Source organism: Paenibacillus etheri, from assembly GCF_001012825.1.
GTDB classification, from domain to species: Bacteria; Bacillota; Bacilli; order Paenibacillales; family Paenibacillaceae; genus Paenibacillus_AQ; species Paenibacillus_AQ etheri.
In genome coordinates, this window is sequence record NZ_LCZJ02000023.1 from 162,334 (window position 1) to 180,769 (window position 18,436).

Annotated in this window: 16 protein-coding genes; 2 read left to right on the forward strand and 14 right to left on the reverse strand. The window is 45.7% G+C overall.

What is annotated here, in order from left to right; genetic code table 11:
• Positions 1-403 precede the first annotated feature (403 nt).
• Positions 404-880: an SRPBCC family protein gene (locus UQ64_RS13995; protein ID WP_060624069.1), complete on the forward strand. Its 477-nt coding sequence runs from the start codon at positions 404-406 to the stop codon at positions 878-880.
• Here UQ64_RS13995 and UQ64_RS14000 read toward each other — a convergent pair.
• From UQ64_RS14000 to UQ64_RS14015, 4 genes are all read right to left on the reverse strand, one after another.
• A complete protein-coding gene (locus UQ64_RS14000) occupies positions 872-1,681 on the reverse strand; it encodes an SDR family oxidoreductase (RefSeq protein ID WP_060624070.1) in 810 nt (269 codons plus the stop codon). The two genes, UQ64_RS13995 and UQ64_RS14000, sit on opposite strands and share 9 nt — an antisense overlap.
• 137 nt (positions 1,682-1,818) lie before the next feature.
• Positions 1,819-2,685 carry a transglutaminase family protein gene (locus UQ64_RS14005; RefSeq protein ID WP_060624071.1) on the reverse strand — a complete coding sequence of 289 codons (867 nt, stop codon included), beginning with the start codon at positions 2,683-2,685 and terminating at the stop codon, positions 1,819-1,821.
• Positions 2,682-3,635: an alpha-E domain-containing protein gene (locus tag UQ64_RS14010; RefSeq protein ID WP_060624072.1), complete on the reverse strand. Its 954-nt coding sequence runs from the start codon at positions 3,633-3,635 to the stop codon at positions 2,682-2,684. The genes UQ64_RS14005 and UQ64_RS14010 overlap by 4 nt, the downstream gene beginning before the upstream one ends.
• 72 nt (positions 3,636-3,707) lie before the next feature.
• Positions 3,708-5,171: a circularly permuted type 2 ATP-grasp protein gene (locus UQ64_RS14015; protein ID WP_060624073.1), complete on the reverse strand. Its 1,464-nt coding sequence runs from the start codon at positions 5,169-5,171 to the stop codon at positions 3,708-3,710.
• Positions 5,172-5,523: 352 nt separating this feature from the next.
• On the opposite strand from UQ64_RS14015, the gene UQ64_RS14020 reads away from it, so the two are divergent.
• Positions 5,524-6,411 (forward strand): DUF1835 domain-containing protein, encoded by an 888-nt coding sequence (locus UQ64_RS14020; protein WP_060624074.1) that lies wholly within the window; start codon positions 5,524-5,526, stop codon positions 6,409-6,411.
• 121 nt (positions 6,412-6,532) lie between these two features.
• On the opposite strand, the gene ftsY is transcribed toward UQ64_RS14020, so the two are convergent.
• From ftsY to fapR, 10 genes are all read right to left on the reverse strand, one after another.
• Positions 6,533-7,528, reverse strand: a complete 996-nt coding sequence (gene ftsY, locus UQ64_RS14025; protein WP_060624075.1) for a signal recognition particle-docking protein FtsY — start codon at positions 7,526-7,528, stop codon at positions 6,533-6,535.
• 105 nt (positions 7,529-7,633) lie between these two features.
• Positions 7,634-11,203: a chromosome segregation protein SMC gene (gene smc / locus UQ64_RS14030; protein ID WP_060624076.1), complete on the reverse strand. Its 3,570-nt coding sequence runs from the start codon at positions 11,201-11,203 to the stop codon at positions 7,634-7,636.
• A 171-nt stretch (positions 11,204-11,374) separates the two neighbouring features.
• Positions 11,375-12,079, reverse strand: coding sequence for a ribonuclease III (gene rnc / locus UQ64_RS14035; RefSeq protein WP_042127220.1), 705 nt, complete (start codon positions 12,077-12,079; stop codon positions 11,375-11,377).
• 12 nt (positions 12,080-12,091) lie between these two features.
• Positions 12,092-13,330 (reverse strand): beta-ketoacyl-ACP synthase II, encoded by a 1,239-nt coding sequence (gene fabF, locus UQ64_RS14040; protein WP_082651126.1) that lies wholly within the window; start codon positions 13,328-13,330, stop codon positions 12,092-12,094.
• 219 nt (positions 13,331-13,549) lie between these two features.
• Complete coding sequence (locus UQ64_RS14045; RefSeq protein WP_036686493.1) at positions 13,550-13,783, reverse strand: acyl carrier protein; 234 nt, start codon at positions 13,781-13,783, stop codon at positions 13,550-13,552.
• Between the two features lie 224 nt (positions 13,784-14,007).
• Positions 14,008-14,757 (reverse strand): 3-oxoacyl-[acyl-carrier-protein] reductase, encoded by a 750-nt coding sequence (gene fabG / locus UQ64_RS14050; protein ID WP_060624077.1) that lies wholly within the window; start codon positions 14,755-14,757, stop codon positions 14,008-14,010.
• 52 nt (positions 14,758-14,809) lie between these two features.
• Complete coding sequence (gene fabD / locus UQ64_RS14055) at positions 14,810-15,733, reverse strand: ACP S-malonyltransferase (RefSeq protein WP_060624078.1); 924 nt, start codon at positions 15,731-15,733, stop codon at positions 14,810-14,812.
• A gap of 37 nt (positions 15,734-15,770) precedes the next feature.
• On the reverse strand, positions 15,771-16,760 hold the full coding sequence (locus UQ64_RS14060; protein ID WP_156417552.1) for a beta-ketoacyl-ACP synthase III: 990 nt from the start codon (positions 16,758-16,760) through the stop codon (positions 15,771-15,773).
• An 8-nt stretch (positions 16,761-16,768) separates the two neighbouring features.
• Entirely contained in the window at positions 16,769-17,758 is a 990-nt protein-coding gene (gene plsX / locus UQ64_RS14065) for a phosphate acyltransferase PlsX (RefSeq protein ID WP_060624080.1), read from the reverse strand.
• On the reverse strand, positions 17,742-18,338 hold the full coding sequence (gene fapR / locus UQ64_RS14070) for a transcription factor FapR (RefSeq protein WP_042127208.1): 597 nt from the start codon (positions 18,336-18,338) through the stop codon (positions 17,742-17,744). Before fapR ends, plsX begins: the two co-directional genes overlap by 17 nt.
• Positions 18,339-18,436: the final 98 nt, after the last annotated feature.

Consider the following 18,436-nt stretch of genomic DNA (forward strand, 5'->3'; position numbering starts at 1 on the left):
GCACATTGTATTCGATTTTTCGCATACATTTGGCTCATTTACGTTACCGGCAGCACATTGTATTCGATTTTTCGCATACATTTGGCTCATTTACGTTACCGTCGGCACATTGTATTCGATTTTTCGCATACATTTGGCTCATTTACGTTACCGGCGGTACATTGTATTCGATTTTTCGCATACATTTATCCGTAGGCTCGACTAAAACATGCATTTCGGAGGATATAAGGTCCGCTTGGTTTTTAGAGTCTGACGGATGACTCCTCGTTTATTTCATGTCTCCTGCTTCTTCACGTTCACCCATCCTTCCTCTTTCTTCGGAGTTATCCACATTTTTTTGTATTGTATAATTTCCTAAACAATAAAAAAGGACTACAACAGTAGTCCAAAGGAGAAATATAACATGATAGCTAACCTCAAAAAAACAGATGATCATTATGTCGCTCATTTCGAACGTCAATTAAAGCATTCCGCATCAGAAATATGGTTCTTTCTGACAGAGAATGAGAAGCTTGCTTTATGGTTCACTGAATTACGTGTTGAAGACTTGCGTGAAGGTGGATTAATCAAGTTTGATATGCAAGACGGAACTTTTGAGGAAATGACGATTACCGCCCTACAACATGAATCTGTTCTTGAATTTACGTGGGCGGAAGATTCTATTCGCTTTGAGCTATATCCTAATTCAGAGGGCTGCTTACTCGTCTTGAAGGAAACGATCCAAACGCTCACTCCGCACACATCCCGAGATTTAGCTGGCTGGCATGTATGTCTGGATGTGATCCAGCATCTTTTGGATGGTACGACGCTGGATTCACGAGAGACTGAATGGAACGTTTGGTATGAACAATATCGGGAAGCAATCTCTAAATTAGGATAATAAGGACTCTGCTCCGTCAATCACAATTTGTGCACCTGTAATATGAATGGATTCATCAGAAGCCAAAAAAGATACTAGATCGGCAACATTATCCGGTTTACCCGGCCCGTCCGCCAGCGGCTGCGCACCATCGGGAAATTCAATCGGAATGACGATCGCTTCTACTTCCTCGTTCATCTCAGTGGTTTCATCTATATTAGTGGCAATCGCTCCAGGGCATATCACATTCACTCGAATCTTAAACTTAGCTAGCTCAAGTGCAGCCATTTTAGCAAAAGCCACCTGTCCAGCTTTGGTAGTGCTATATGTAGACCACCCAAAGCTGGCAAATCTAGTATTCCCATTGATGGAGCTGGTGATGATAATACTTCCTTTTCCTTTATCCTTCAGATGAGGGATCGTATATTTCAAGGTCAAAAAGGTCCCCGTCAAGTTCACCGACATCGTGCGCTCCCAATCACTCAAGCTAAGTTCCTCTATAGGTCCCACAACGCCATTAATTCCCGCGTTAGCGAATACTACATCTAAGCCACCGAAATGTTCGACCGTCCTGCGAACGGCTTCCTCCATCCCTTTTTCATCCGAAGTATCTACCTCTATGGCCAATGCACAATCCTTGCGAAACTTGTTTAGCTTATCCGCCAAAGATGAGGTACGTTCAAGATTCAAATCAAAAAGCGCTACATTAGCACCTTCCCTCGCCAGCTTAATAGCGGTAGCCCGACCAATTCCTGAGCCCGCTCCGGTAATAATTGCTGTCTTTCCAATAAATCTTTGTTTCTTAGCTATGTTTGGACTCATATGTAACTCTCCTTTAGGATCTCTAAGTGATGTACTATGGATCAAGATTACCCAAAACTATGTGCACTGGAATCATCTTCACAAAAAAACTCCCCGTTCAAAAGCTTGAACAGAGAATTTCATCTAGGTTGATCCATTTAATTGTCCAGCTTCCGCACATCCACTTTCACAGTCAGAGTGCCTGCTCCACCGCGATATACACCTTTTACAGGCACGATATCTTTGTAGTCCCGTCCGTGACCTAACTTAATGTAACGCCAATTGACCTCAACATTATTCGTCGGATCGAAACCAAGCCAACCTGTACCCGGAATGTGAGTCTCCACCCAAGCATGTGAGGCTTGCTCAAAATTAGCATTACTCCCTTGCAGATCACCCACAAAATGATATCCACTTACATATCTGGACGGCAGACCGACACTACGGCAGACAGCGATCATTAGATGGGCATAATCCTGACATACGCCGCGTTTAAGCTTCAGTGCTTTTTTTACCGTTGTATTTACGCTTGTGGCCTCAGGGTCATAGGTGAACTGATCATAAATCGTCGCTGATAATTTAACAATCCATTCATACATATCCTCAGCTTCATTAAAAGGGTGCTGTGAGGCAAACTCCACTAATTCAGGGGTCACCTCGGTATAACGAGTTGGCAAAATAAACTCAATATAACGATTCTGAAATCCCTCGTCATTCAACAATCTAATTTGTTCTTCAAGAGATGTTCTCGGGAGATCGGCACCTTGCGCTTTATCCAGCGTAACAACAGTAGCCTTGGTGTGGATGACCATTTCCGTGTGCGGCTTATTGACCGAATAGGCATGGACCCGATTCCCGAAGAAATCCTCGTAGGTTAATAGATTGGCTGGCGGATATATATCCACTTCATGGTGATAACAGGATTGGCGATAATTCGTGCGCGGCGTGAGTCTGATCTCATTGACACTGTCCGTAACCGGCTCTGGATAGCTGTATGTGGTGGTATGATTGATTTGAATCTTCATACAGACACTCCTTCTCGCCGAAAAAAGGCGCCCTCCATTGTTTTACCAAGTTTTTGACAGGATATCACAAGCGATTTAAGTACATCTTCCACCAGCTCGCCGGACATTTCTTCTTTTTCCATATAATCGAGCTCTGCTTTTAGCTTACCCGCTTGACGAATAACCTTCTCATGGCCTGAACCTTTCTCTGAGGAATCTAGTTCAAGCTTTGCTAAATGCTCTTCCAGCTGATGAAAAGAAAAACGAATGGAACGCGGAAATTTGGGATTCGCAATCAAAAAATCTAAAATGCTCTCCGGAGACATAGCATCTGCATAGTAACGGCGAAACGCCTGGTACCCACTAACGGATTTAAGCACCGCCTGCAACTGAGTATAAACCGCGTTAAGCTCCTTAAATCGGCATGAGGCAATGACCGCCTGCAAGATACGAGTTGTATTCTCTGCCCGCTCTAGAAACCGTCCGCTTTCAATGAAATGCCACTCATTCCCTCTAAGCATTACCGACTGCTCTGCTCCGAGAAACATGGCTGTACGCTCCTTAACCTGCTGATAGAACTGATGTGGGCTGCTCATAATATCTGCAACTGACCGCTCACCAAGCCATAGGTTGAAGCTGTTGACAACATCCCATAATTCACTTGGAAGCTGCTGACGGAGTGTTCGCAGATTATTTCTGGCATGATGTACACAAGAGAATAATGAATTTGAATTGCCTAAATCAAGTGTGATGAAAGATAGCACATCCTGCTCGGAAAAGGTTTCGAACTGCTGCATATATTCACCTCGAACGCCTAGCGCATCAATTAACCTTGACCATTTATGTCCTTCTTCATGAAAATCCTCTTCCTGCTGGATATGATAATGAACATTGATTAGCCGCGCATGATTCTCTGCCCTTTCAATATATCTGCCGATCCAGAACAAAGCTTCAGCATTTCGATTCAGCATCTCCAGCCACTCCCTTATTTAACAAATTGATGCTGCATTTTGTTAATCATCAACAAGGCTCACTAGGTTGCATTAAGCCATGACCCAAGTATCTTTTACGCCACCACCTTGCGAGGAGTTTACGACCAAAGACCCTTCTTTCATAGCCACCCGTGTCAATCCCCCAGGGATAACATGAGGCTTACGATCAGCACCCATTAATACAAAAGCTCGAAGGTCGATATGTCTCGGTTCCATTGTTCCACCTGACAATACCGGTGCTCTAGATAGAGACATGATCGGCTGCGCAATATAACGCTCCGGATCTGCAATAATCTTCATTCGGAATTCAGCGAGTTCTTCTTTCGTAGCTTCACTTCCGATCAACATTCCATATCCCCCGGATAAAGAGGTTTCTTTAACAACCATTTCAGATAGGCTCTCAAGAACATATAAACGTTCATCAGGCCTGCTTAGCAAATAGGTCGGGACATTTCCTAGAATCGGTTCTTCATTCAGATAATAACGAATCATATCCGGTACATAGACATACATCGCTTTATCATCAGCAACACCAGTCCCCGGGGCATTAGCAATCGCTACATTCCCTGCCCGATACGCATTCATCAGACCCGCCACCCCTAGAAGTGAATCCGGCTGAAATGCTAACGGATCGATGAAATCATCATCCAAACGGCGATATAGTACATCTACGCGGCGAAGTCCGTTCATCTCTTTCAAATATATTTTGTGATCCTTTGCAACCAAATCTCGTCCTTCAACCAAATGTATACCCATCTGTTGTGCTAGAAAAGCATGCTCATAATAAGCAGAATTGTATTCCCCAGGTGTAAGGAGGGCTATAACAGGGTCTGACTTTCGTGAGGGTGATAGACTTCGCAGAACTGATAAGAAACGATTCAAGCTATGATCAACATCTCGGATGGAGCTGGCAAAGGACAATTCAGGAAACAACTGATTCATCAGGGTTCTACCTTTAAAAAGATATGAAAACCCTGAAGGTGTCCGTAGGTTGTCTTCCAGCACATAATATTGCCCATCATGATGGCGGATCAGATCGATTCCCGAGGTTGTGATATAGGCTCCACCAGGCACTCGAAGACCAGCCATTTCTGGTCGGAAGTAACAGTTAGAGATGATCATACGCCTTGGGACAATACCATCCTTAACGATGTACTGCTCATGATAGATGTCATGAATGAATAAATTCAAAGCCGTGATACGCTGAATAATCCCAGCCTCTAGCCTCTCCCATTCATTCTTAGGAATAATGCGTGGAATCATATCGAAGGGGATCGTTCGCTCCATAGGATGATCCTGAGCCGGATTGTAAAGCGTAAAAGTAATTCCTTCCTCCATCATCCTGCGCTGCATCAAATTCTGCTTACCCTGCAGCTCTTCGGGGCTCATTCCGGAAAACATGCGATTCACATGTCTGTAGTGCGGCCGGACATTTCTCTTATCTGCGTACATTTCATCGAAAAAATGTTGCAGCGGATACGGAGACAGACCTGGCAGAGGATCTAATTTGGACATGAGCCCGACTCCTTTCGATAAATGTTATCTTTACTAACAACATATACGGTAATTTCTGAAAATATCCATGAAATCATTGTTTTGTATTCCCATAATACGTAAATCCTATTGCCGATGTCAATATATATAACAGAGAAATGTAATCTCTGAATATTTCCGCGGTTTGGAATCGCTTCCTTTCTCTCTTATATAGGTTGCCGGAGCTGAAAAGTAGTTTCTTCATTGAATTGTATGCAGGAAGTATGACAAGCATTACTATTATGAATTTTTCATATGTTGTATTTTTTGTATAGTTATCTAGAAGGGTGATTTCATTTTTATGGTATAATTTGGAGCGTTAGGAGAGTGACAAATGGAACACAAATATACTATGTCAATGGAGCAAGAAGAGGTTAGGCGGAATCACATTTATCTGTTATTTGGCTTATCAGAAGCTGGTTCGATGAAGGTAGCACTTAGTCGTTTAGGTTGTCGTCATTTAATAAGAGTACTTTCATTTAATGAGACCTTCACCGCTGGACCGCTGCACAAATTACATAGAGAGGAAGGATATTATACCCGAGAGTTATGGTTTCAGGAACGATTTCCGGATCAGGGTTATCAGCTCAATCCCCAGCATAAACTAGAAGCCATGATTCGGACACTGAAAGAAATTCCTGAGGACAAAAAAATCACTATTTGGTGCGGGGACAACTCCCATGATCAGACCGGCTTACGGTTTGCACTTTTTATTCTCAGTGAGAGGAAGCAACCCATTCATGTTATAAATCCAATCGAAGCTTATGGGGAGATTCCCGAGATTGCCGAACAATTTAGTATTGGCTTATCTCCCCAGTCTCTAGGTCAGCTCCCAAACGAAGCTGTGCAAACTATTATCAAAAACACCGAAAATACGCAACCCCTTACTTCCGCGCAAAGAAAACAGTATGAACTGGAGTGGCAAGAAATCAGCAGCACAGAGGATATGCTTCGAATCTGGTCCAATGGTCAGTTAACAAATGTTCCCGAAACATACTATGACGAAGAAATTCTATCCTTAATTCTGCAACTGCAAAAGAATGAACAGGGTGATCATTACGTAAATGCTGGACTTATTGTAGGAGCAATTATAGAGCAGTGGAATTTATTTATCAGTACCTCATTTATAGAATATCGCTTCTGGAGGCTTATTAGTGAAGGAAAACTGTTATTTAAAGGGATACCTTACGCGATGCATTTGTACTTTTTAAGAATTCCTTAGAGGTTACTACATTAACAACTAACATGCATTTTATAAAAAAGGAATGCCCTCATAAACTAAATATAGCTTCGAGGACATTCCTTGTAAATATGACTTCCTTATAATCATGCGTCGGTATGGATTACACTTGCTCTTCTGATTCTTCCTCGGCAATTAATCCGGCAAAAAGAGCATGCACGAACTGCTGAGAATCAAATGGCTGCAAGTCTTCCATCTTTTCTCCAAGCCCTACGAGCTTCACTGGTAAGTTCATTTCCTGACGAATGGCTACTACAATTCCGCCTTTAGCTGTACCATCCAGCTTCGTCAAGACGAGCCCTGTTACCCCACTCTTTTCACCAAATAGCTTGGCTTGAGTAAGCGCATTTTGACCTGTGGTCGCATCCAGCACCATCAGTACTTCATGCGGAGCACTAGGAATTTCTCTTTGAATGACACGGAAAATCTTGTTGAGCTCTTCCATCAGATTGCTCTTATTCTGAAGTCTGCCTGCCGTATCGCAAATCAAGATATCTACATTCCGCTGCTTAGCCGCTTGAACAGCATCGAACATAACAGCGGCTGGGTCAGAGCCAGCTTGTTGCTTAATTACGTCTACGCCTGCACGTTGACCCCAAACTTCGAGCTGTTCAATCGCTCCGGCACGGAATGTATCCCCTGCGGCCAAAAGAACTTTTTTACCCTCTTGTTTGTAACGATGTGCTAGTTTACCGATCGTAGTCGTCTTGCCTACTCCATTTACCCCAACGAACAAGATAACTGTGATGCCATCCGGATTTTCCTTCAGGCTGTTATCGTCATCGCCGCGCAGCAATTCCATGAGCTTACGGGACAAGATGGGCTGCAGCTCAGCTGCATCTTCAATTCGTTTTTGCTTCACTTCGGCGCGCAGATCCTCGACAAGTGTCATTACTGTATTAACACCTACGTCCGCACCAATCAAGATTTCTTCCAGCTCTTCGTAGAACTCTTCATCTATTTTTTTACGGCGGATAATCAGGTCTGCTACCTTCTCGACAAAGCCTTTACGGGTTTTCTCTAATCCGTCGCGGAATTGTTTGGTTACACTTTCCGTTTTGCCGGAAATGCTTTCTTTTAACTTCCTGAAAAAGCTCATTTGTTTCCTCCTAAAAGTTTTGTATAGGAACTCTTACTTGATTTAACTTCGTACAAAACTTGCCTCGGAAGCAGATACTTACAAAAATCATCATTTCGACAGCTGTTAAGCGATCTCTGCTTCCTCATCCTCTAAACGTACAGAGACAAGCTTGGATACTCCGCCTTCTTCCATCGTCACCCCGTAGAGCACATCTGCCTCTTCCATCGTTCCTTTGCGGTGTGTAACGACGATAAATTGTGTTTGTTCCGAGAACTCACGCAAATACTGAGCAAAACGTACAACATTCGCTTCATCTAGCGCCGCCTCTACCTCATCCAGAACACAGAACGGAACCGGCTTCACTTGCAGAATAGCAAACAACAGAGCCATCGCAGTTAAGGCGCGTTCCCCACCGGAAAGGAGCTGCAGGTTTTGAAGCTTTTTACCTGGTGGCTGGGCCACGATATCTATACCTGTTTCAAGCATATGCTCTGGATCTAGCAGCATGAGATCAGCTCGTCCACCACCGAACAACTTCGAGAACACCGTACCGAATTGTTTACGGATGGCGTCAAAGGTCAGCTTGAAGCGTTTGGACATTTCATCTTCCATCTCACGGATGACTTGATACAGGGTAGTCTTAGCTTCGACCAGGTCATCTTTTTGTCCACTGAGGAAGGTATAACGTTCATGAACACGCTGATATTCTTCAATAGCACCTAAGTTGACTTCACCCAGTGCAGAAATACTGCGTTTCAGACGCTGTACATCCGCTTGTGCCGCAGGTACATCTTCGGGCACAGGATAACGTTGCTTCGCTAGTTCATAGCTTAGCTCGTAGTCATCACTCAGCTTACGAAGAATATTATCAAGCTCAACATCAAGACGACCCACAGAAACTTCAGTGGAACGCAGCTTGTCCTCCACGACTCTAAGTGCCTGACGTTGATCCTTGGTCTTGCCCTCCTCTAGTTCAAGCTTACGGGTTAACGCTGAACGTTCCGCCCGAGCTAAATCCAAAGTACCGGCTGTCTCTTCCTTCTTCAGACGATAACTATTCAAATCTTCTTTCTGTTTCACAGTTTCCAAAGCATTACTAGCCAAATCCTGTTCGATCGTATGTAACAGATTTCGATTCTGGCGCAGCTCTTTATCCTGTGAACCCGCATCTTGTCTTAGACGACGTAATTGCTCCTCCAGGGAGAAGATCTCCTGATCGAGCTTGCCTTCCGAAACTTTCATACTGGTCAGCTTACCTTGCAACTCTTCTTTAGCTGATTCATTCGCTTTACGCGCCGATTCGGCATTACGGATACCCTCATGAGCTTCCTTCTCTTCCTTCTCGAGACGTTCAAGCTCAGCAGAGGCTTGTTTCCGAGTCTCCTCAAGCGTGCGGACCTCACTTTCAAAGCCACTACGTTCCGCGCCTGTGCTCTCCACTTGTTCCAGTACATGCCGAAGCTCTTGTTCAAGTTGCTTCAAATCACCAGAAACGCGTTGCTCTTCCAGTCTTTTCTCATCACCATCACGGCGCAGGTCCTCTAGCTTCACGCTAGCGTTCTCCTGCTCTTCACGAAGTCTGGCTATACCTTGTTTCAGCTTAACAATCTGACGTTCGCTCTCTTCAATCTCACTACTCAGCTGATCCAACTGGCGTTTACGACTAAGCAAGCTATTGTTCTTCTTATGCTGGCTACCACCAGTCATGGAGCCCCCGGCATTTACTACATCACCCTCCAGCGTAACCACACGATAACGGTACTGGCATCTAGCGGCGATACGGTTTGCCTGTTCCAGGCTCTCAGCAATAACTACATTGCCAAGCAAACTGCCAACAATACTTGCATACTTATCATCGTATCCAACGAGTTCGGAACCAATTCCAACAAAACCTTCAGCGTCTTCCACCATTCCACGGTCACTACCGGAAATCTGACGCGGGCGGATAACATCGAGTGGTAGAAAAGTAGCTCGTCCCAGTTGACGTTGCTTTAGAAATGATATCGCTTGACGAGACACGCTCTCATTATCCATAACAACATGTTGCAGCGACGCACCGAGCGCAGTCTCGACAGCCATTTCCAGCTTCTCCGGAACGGAGATGAGTTCAGCAACTGCACCATGCACCCCGTTAAGCTGTCCTTTACGAGCCCCTTTGAGTACTTCTTTAACCCCTAGCATAAAGCCATCGAAATCATCCTGCATTTCTTTCATGGTTTCATGACGAGAGACTTGCGCTTCACGCTTCTGTTCCCACTTCCGCAGGCCTGACTGAGTCTCTTCAATCAGCTTCTGACGTTTACTAAGTTGTTCACTTTCAGTAATATAAGCACCACGAAGATTGCTTAGTTCTTTTCCAAGCTGGGCAATCTTGTCTTTTAGCCCTTTCTGGCTAGCAGACAATTCTTCATGCCGTGCAGTCCATTTGCCGCTTTCTTCTTCACTGCGGCTCATACGGCGTTCCAGATTCTCCTTCTGTTGATCCGCGTAACGAATTTCGTTACGTGCATTCGCCATAAGGTTCATTAACTCCAGGAGAGCACTTTTCAGCTTCTCCTCCTGGCTCTGACTAATACCGTCAGCCACACCTTCAAGCCTTGTTTCTTCCTCTTCGATCTGTTTCCGAAGCTCAACAAGCTTAAGCCGGGACGCTTCGAGCTTAGATTCTAAATCCCCAAGCTCACGCTGGCGATCCGCAGACCGCTCACCTACAGAACCTAATGTGAGCATTAACTGTTCACGGTTGCTCTCTAGATTACGCTTGCGCTCCTTCAGTACTTCCCCATAACCTTCGCTCTTCTCATAAGCTTCACTATAACGGAGCAATTGCTCTTGCTGCTTCTCGATCTGTTCTTCTAACGCGCGCAGTTCAGCACGTCCGCTTTCCAGCTTGGCATCATGGGCAGAGACAACTGTAGATAGCTCCAATTGCTCATCCTTTAAAGTTTCTAGCTTAGCGTTTCCTTCCTGCCAAGCCGTATGAATCCCCTCAATCTGGTGCACATAGACTGAGATCTCCTGATGCTTCAGTTGTTCCCGAAGTTCTTTAAAACGAATGGCCTTCTCCGATTGATCCTTAAGAGGACCAATCTGATCCTCAAGCTCACTAATCAAATCGTGAATCCGAAGCAAATTTTGCTCGGTGTCGTCGAGCTTTCGACTTGCATCTTTTTTACGCGATTTATATTTTACAATACCCGATGCCTCTTCAAAGATGCCTCGCCGATCCTCGGAACGAGTACTCAGAATCTCTTCGATCCGACCCTGTCCGATAATCGAATAAGCCTCACGCCCGATACCGGTATCCATGAACAGCTCTGTGATATCCTTCAGTCGGCAGGATTGCTTATTAATTAAATATTCACTCTCACCGCTACGATGAACACGCCGAGTCACTGTAACTTCGCTAAAATCCAGCGGTAGTGTGTGATCCTCATTATCGAGCGTAAGTGATACCTCGCCATAATTCACAGCTTTACGCGCGTCACTACCGGCAAAAATAATATCTTCCATCTTGCCGCCACGCAGTGATTTAGCACTCTGTTCGCCGAGTACCCAGCGTATGCCGTCAGAAATATTGCTCTTGCCGCTTCCGTTCGGACCCACTACGGCCGTTATTCCGCGCACAAATTCCATTTCTGTTTTGTCGGCAAATGATTTAAAACCAGCTAATTCTATCCGTTTCAAAAACATACTTGCCTATCACCTCTGACCCATTATACCATAGCGTTTATTAGCCTAAAATAGCTTCAAAATGAAGCTTGGACTATTCTTTCGAAAAAGAGCAGCAACGGTCTGAGCTCCGCCTAAACGCCGGTATTCAGACCTTTGCTGCTCTCCTCCGCTTGTCCACATGATGCAAAATCAAGCACCATCTTCTTTCAGATGCAACAGTGCAGCTGCTGCAGCCTGCTGCTCTGCTTCCTTTTTCGAGCGGCCGCTCCCTTTACCAAGTGAACGGTTAGTCATTAACACTTCAGAGACGAATTCACGCTCATGCGCGGGTCCCCGTTCTTCAATGATCCGATATTCCAACGTACCCATATTGTGCTGCTGAATTAGCTCTTGCAGTTCCGTCTTGTAATCGGTCATCTGCATTTGCAGTTTCCCATCCGTCTCCACAAGTGGAAATACGTGATTATCAAGAAAAGACCTTACGGTTTCCAGTCCTTGGTCAAGATAAAGCGCTCCCACGAAGGATTCGAACACATCAGCCAGAAGGGCCGGGCGAGTACGTCCGCCCGTAAGTTCTTCCCCTTTTCCCAGTAGTACATACCGGCCAAAACCTAAACTCTCTGCAAACTTAACCAGCGAAGGCTCGCATACAATAGCAGCACGTAGCTTAGTCAGTTCCCCTTCAGGTCGATCTGGCAACAGATTGTACAAATATTCAGAAACCGTCAGCTCCAGTACAGCATCCCCTAAAAATTCGAGACGCTCATTGTCCTGATGCTGGTTGAAACGGTGTTCATTCACATAGGATGCATGGGTAAAGGCCTGCTTCAGAAGCACAGAATCGTGAAATTGGATTTGAAGTTGCTGTTGTAACTGCTTCAGTTCTCCTTTCACCGCGCTGTCCCCTTACTGATTATATTTTTTTAGAATGACTGTTGCGTTATGTCCCCCGAATCCAAACGAATTCGACATTACAATATCAAGATCCGCTTTACGTGGCACATTTGGTACATAATCCAAATCACATTCTGGGTCCTGGTTGTTCAAATTAATCGTTGGTGCAATCATACCCTTTTGCAAAGAGAGTCCACAGATAATAGCTTCTACACCACCAGCAGCACCTAGAAGATGACCTGTCATGGATTTCGTTGAGCTAATAGCTACTTTATAGGCGTGTTCGCCTAATGCTTTCTTAACAGCCGCCGTTTCTGATCTATCTCCTACAGGCGTTGAAGTACCATGTGCGTTGATGTAATCAATATCTTCAGGAGAGATACCAGCGTCACGGATCGCCATCTTCATGCAACGAGCTGCTCCATCTGGATCTGGTTCAGTCATATGGTGAGCATCAGCACTCAGACCATAGCCGATAACCTCAGCATAAATCTTCGCTCCACGCTTCTCTGCATGTTCAAGGGATTCCAGAATCAATATCCCAGCGCCCTCTCCCATAACAAAGCCATCGCGATCTACATCAAATGGCCGACTAGCCTTCTCAGGCTCGTCATTACGAGTGGACATCGCTCTCATAGCACAGAAACCTGCCATTCCTGTTGGACGAATGGTCGCTTCCGAACCACCGCAGATCATAGCATCTGCATCTCCACGTTGAATCAGACGGAATGATTCCCCAATGGAATGACTTCCTGTAGCACAGGCTGTCACTGTAGTCGTATTTGGTCCCTTTGCACCGAGGTTAATGGACAGCTGTCCAGAACCCATGTTAGCGATCATCATCGGGATAAAGAACGGGCTAACCCGTTTCGGCCCTTTTTCAAGCAACAGATTATGATTGTCTTCCCAAGTACCAAGACCTCCGATACCCGAACCAACAGATACACCGATCCGTTCAGCATCGATATCTTCACCGATCTTAAGTCCGCTGTCTCTCAACGCATCTTCACCGGCAGCCACTGCAAATTGTACAAAACGGTCCATTTTACGGGCTTCCTTGCGGCCAAAAAGCGCCTCAGGATCAAAGTCTTTAACTGAAGAAGCAATTTGCGTAGTATATTCACTGACATCAAAGGCTTCAACCATCGATACACCTGATTTACCGCTCATCAGATTATCCCAGAACGTCTCCAAGTCTTTCCCCAGTGACGTAATTACGCCCATCCCGGTTACAACCACTCTATGACTCAAACACAATCACCCCATCTATAGGCTGTATACATTATATTCAGAACTTATATACTGCGAATTATTACTATATGAACAGCGGTCACCGCATTCATTAATGCTTCTGCGGCTCTGTTATAATCCCTATAAAGCTGCACATGGCAACCTTTAATACATCTTTAATGCTGTATAAATGAGGAGAAGTCCCGCCCAAGTAGGAACGGGACTCTCAATCATATGACTCTAGGTATGAGATTGTATGTACTTCACAACTTCACCCACGGTCGTAATCGTCTCTGCATCTTCATCAGAGATTTCCATGTCGAATTCATCTTCCAATTCCATAACCAATTCTACTACATCAAGAGAATCAGCACCTAAATCATCTTTGAAAGACGCTTCTAATGTTACCTCAGCTTCATCGGCACCTAAGCGGTCGATGACAATGCGTTTTACACGCTCTAATACATCGGACATCCGGTTCACCTCCTCTTTTGGTATTATACGAGATATGAGGTCAAAATACCATAGACCGCAAAAAACGCTTTCCTGATCCCTCACATTTCATCTTTAAAACAGTGTAATTTCTCCCAAGCATAAACGCCTTCGGCGTCCTTATAAGGACGTTAAGTGTTTAAGCGAGAAATATAAGGATAAAGTATAGTGTGAAACTTATACTTTCTTATATTTTTGACGGAGAGTTACATATACATCCCGCCATCCACGTGTAGTGTCTGGCCGGTCATATAAGCGGCGCCTTCAGAAGCCAGGAAAACAACTGCCATAGCTATCTCTTCCGGACGCCCAAGGCGAGCTAGTGGAATGCCCTTCTCTAGCTCACTGCGAACTTCTTCAGAAAGCTCACGCGTCATATCTGTATCAATAAACCCAGGAGCGATACAGTTAACGGTGATGCCACGCGAAGAGAGCTCACGAGCGGCTGCTTTTGTTAGACCGATAACACCGGCCTTAGCTGCAGAGTAATTAGCCTGACCCGGGTTACCTGTCACGCCCACAACCGAGGAAATATTAATGATTCGACCATAGCGCTGTTTCATCATCGGACGTGTAGCTGCCTTAAGGCAATTAAACACACCTTTCAGATTCGTCTCGATCACTTGATCGAACTCTTCCTCTTTCATGCGCATAATCAGGTTGTCCCTAGTAATGCCGGCATTATTGACTACAATGTCAATACGTCCCCAGGTATTAAGAACCTCTTTCACAAGGCTCTCGGCCTGTTCACTATTGCCGACATCTCCACGGAGCGCAATCCCCTCCGAGCCAAGCTCGGCAATACGAGCCACAGTCTCGTGTGCCGCCGCTTCACTCCCTGCATAGTTCACGGCCACCTTTACGCCGTGTTCTGCAAGAGCAAGCGCGATACTACGACCAATGCCGCGTGAGCCGCCAGTTACAAGGGCTGTCTGGCCCCGCAATGCTGAGAACATAGTCTAATCCCCTCTCAATCATGATCCTGTCGTCTAAATGTTAAACCATTTCTTACAAAACAGTTTGGACACTTTCAAGTGTATTAATGTTGATTACTTTGACTGTTTTGTCTATTTTGCGGATAAGACCAGCCAAAACACTGCCAGAACCAATCTCAACAAAAGTGTCTACACCATCTGCAATCAACCATTCAATACTGTCCTGCCATAGCACAGGAGAATACACCTGACGAACAAGCAGTTCGCGAATTTCTTCGGGATCTGTTACCGGTGATGCAGTGACATTAACGATGACAGGTACATTTGGAGTATTGAAGGTTACTTTCTTCAACTCTTCTGCCAAACGATCTGCAGCAGCTCTCATCATAGAAGAGTGAAAGGGTCCACTTACTTCTAGTGGAATCGCCCGCTTACCACCTGCTTCTTTAACACGCTGTACAACACCATTAACGCCTTCCTGAGATCCGGAAACAACGATTTGACCTGGGCAATTGACGTTAGCCAGTTCTACAACACCGCTCTCTTCAGATACAGTTTGGCATAATACTGCCAGTGCTTCACGTTCAGCACCAAGTACTGCCGCCATTGCACCTTGGCCCCCTGGAACAGCTTCTTCCATGAAACGGCCTCTTAAGCGTACAAGTGTTACAGCATCTTCATATGACAATACACCCGCAGCTACTAGTGCGCTGTATTCACCAAGGCTATGTCCAGCAACATAATCCGGCTTCAAACCTTGTTCACGTAGAGCTTCAAGATAGGCTACGCTAGCTGTAAGAAGCGCTGGCTGCGTGTTTACTGTCTGCTTCAACTCACTGTCCGGTCCTTCAAAAACCAGCTTGCTCAGTGGAAATCCGAGAACTTCATCCCCTTTCTCGAACACTGCACGGCTGTTTGGAAGAGCATCATAAACATCCTTGCCCATTCCAACTGCTTGTGCTCCCTGACCGGGAAAGACAAATGCAATTTTACCCATAAGTATGAACTCCTTCCCGTATAACGGTCTTAGCCTATTACCAGATCAATACAGATGCGCCCCAAGTCAAGCCACCGCCGAATCCAACCATCAGGACGGTGTCGCCTTCTTTCATACGTCCTTCTTCCGCTGCTTCAACAAGAGCTAATGGAATGGAGGCAGCCGAAGTATTGGCATATTTATCAACATTGATCACACATTTCTCCGGTGGCAAATCAAGACGCTGCATAGCGGATTGAATGATACGAATATTCGCTTGATGTGGTACGAACAAATCAATATCTTCCTTACCCAGACCAGCTTTAGTAAGCACACGTTCTGTAGCTGAGCCCATCACACGAACTGCAAATTTAAACACTTCACGGCCATTCATATAAATGAAATGCTTCTTATCTTCAACGGTTTGTTGAGATGCAGGCAAGCGTGAACCGCCGGCTTCAAGCTTAAGCAAGCTCCCTCCGGAGCCTTCAGCACCCAGATCAAAGGATTGGAAACCACGACCTTCTGGAACCTCACCAATGATTACCGCACCTGCTCCATCGCCGAACAAGACACAAGTATTACGATCCGTATAATCTGTGATGCGGGATAAAGTATCCGCACCTATAATAAGTGCATTGTTGTACATTCCATTCTGAATGAAGCCAACCGCTGTAGCTAAACTGTATACAAAACCAGAGCAGGCTGCTGACAAATCAAACGCCGCAGCACCTTTAGCACCCAATTTATCCTGCAAAATGCAGGCTGTAGAAGGAAAGGCGCTATCAGGTGTTACTGTTGCAATAATAATAAGATCCAAATCTTCGGCTTTCATTCCCGCGGAATCAAGTGCCTTGAGTGCTGCTTCATACGCTAGATCAGAAGTTGCCTCGTGAGGCGCAGCAATATGTCTCTCCCGGATGCCTGTCCGACTGACGATCCACTCATCGTTAGTCTCCACTATTTTTTCCAGATCGCTATTTGTCAATATTTTCTCAGGTACATATTTCCCAGTTCCTATAATCCCAACCGGTCGCAACTGTCTCATGTCGTCACTCACTTCCCGCTAATTTCCTTGGATATACTTGGCACAAGATCGGCTTGTAGAGCAATCCGCGCTTGTCTTACCGCATTCTTAACCGCATTTCCGTCAGAAGATCCGTGCCCCTTCACTACCAATCCGCTAAGACCGAGTAATGGTGCACCACCGTGCTCTTTATAATCCATCTTACCCTTTAGAGCTCTAAGCTCCGGCATCAGCATAGCCGCGCCAAGCTTAGTCTTCAGAGAACGACTAAATTGCTCCTTGAGTAAAGAGAACAAGGCACCCGCTGTACCCTCTAGAGACTTCAGCAAAATATTACCGGCAAATCCATCGCAGACAAGCACATCGCAGTTCCCTGTCAGTACGTCACGTGCCTCAACATTACCGATAAAATGTATGCCTGGCAAGTTCTCAAGCAGCGGATAAGCTTCTTTCGTCAATTCGTTACCCTTTCCAGGCTCCGTCCCTACATTCAGAAGTCCCACACGCGGCTTAGCTATACCATGCACCTTGTTCCGGTAAATGCTGCCCATCAGCGCATATTGTACCAGATGTTCAGGCTTCGCATCCATGTTAGCACCAAGATCCAGAGCCAATACCCCAACATCGTCAAGCGTTGGAATCATAGGTGCCAGCGCAGGACGTTCAATGCCCTGCATCCGGCCAACTACGAGGAGTCCCGTAGTCATTAACGCACCCGTGTTGCCTGACGAAATCATAGCATCTGCTTCACCTTCGCGCACCATTCGTCCAGCTACAACCATGGATGAATCTTTTTTACGACGAACTGCCTTAACTGGCTCTTCATCAGAACCAATAACGTCTCCTGCATGACGTATTGTCAGATTAGACGGTTTGTCCTTGAGCAGTGGCTTTAATCTGGCTTCGTCACCAACGAGCACGATCTGCGTATCTTTCCATTCCGCGGCCGCGGACAACGCCCCCTCGACATTACATTCAGGAGCGTTGTCCCCGCCCATGGCATCAATGGCGATCAGCACTATGGTTACCCCCTTCACTGTGTTCATCATTTGCGGACCGATACACTATAAAATGGCCCTGAAACACTAGTTCTTCTCCGACATAGGTGAACACATCCACCTCCGCTTTGCCACCTCTACCTGCGAGTGACCGCACCTGTGCTTTGGCAATACACTTCTCACCTAGCTGAACTGTGCGTACAAAACGAATATCGGCTGAAGCGGTCAGAGCAATTTCATCGTTGATTACGGCAACGGCAAGCGAGTTCGCTTGAGCAAACACATAGTGACCTCGAGCGATTCCATTTCTAGAGAACACATGATCTTCGCGAATCTCAAATATCGAAATCCCACTCTTGTCCAGCTGTAAATCCACAATATCTCCGATGACTTCATCCGCAGGCAAAGAGCGCACCTGATCATAGGAGTGCTCTGCCATTTGCTTCATTCGCTCACGCAGTTCCGGTATTCCCAGCTCCATCCGGTCCAACCGAATCGTCTGAATGCTAACTTTCAGCTGACGAGTCAACTCCCGATCCGTTACAAAAGGATTGCCTGCGATTATATGTAGCAGCTGTTGCTGACGTTCTTTCTTGGACATCCGCTCGATTGCGGCTCACCTCCTGGCACGTGCCAAGCATAAACGCCTTCGGCGTCCTTATGGACGATAAGCGTTTAAGCCAGAAATATAAGATGAAA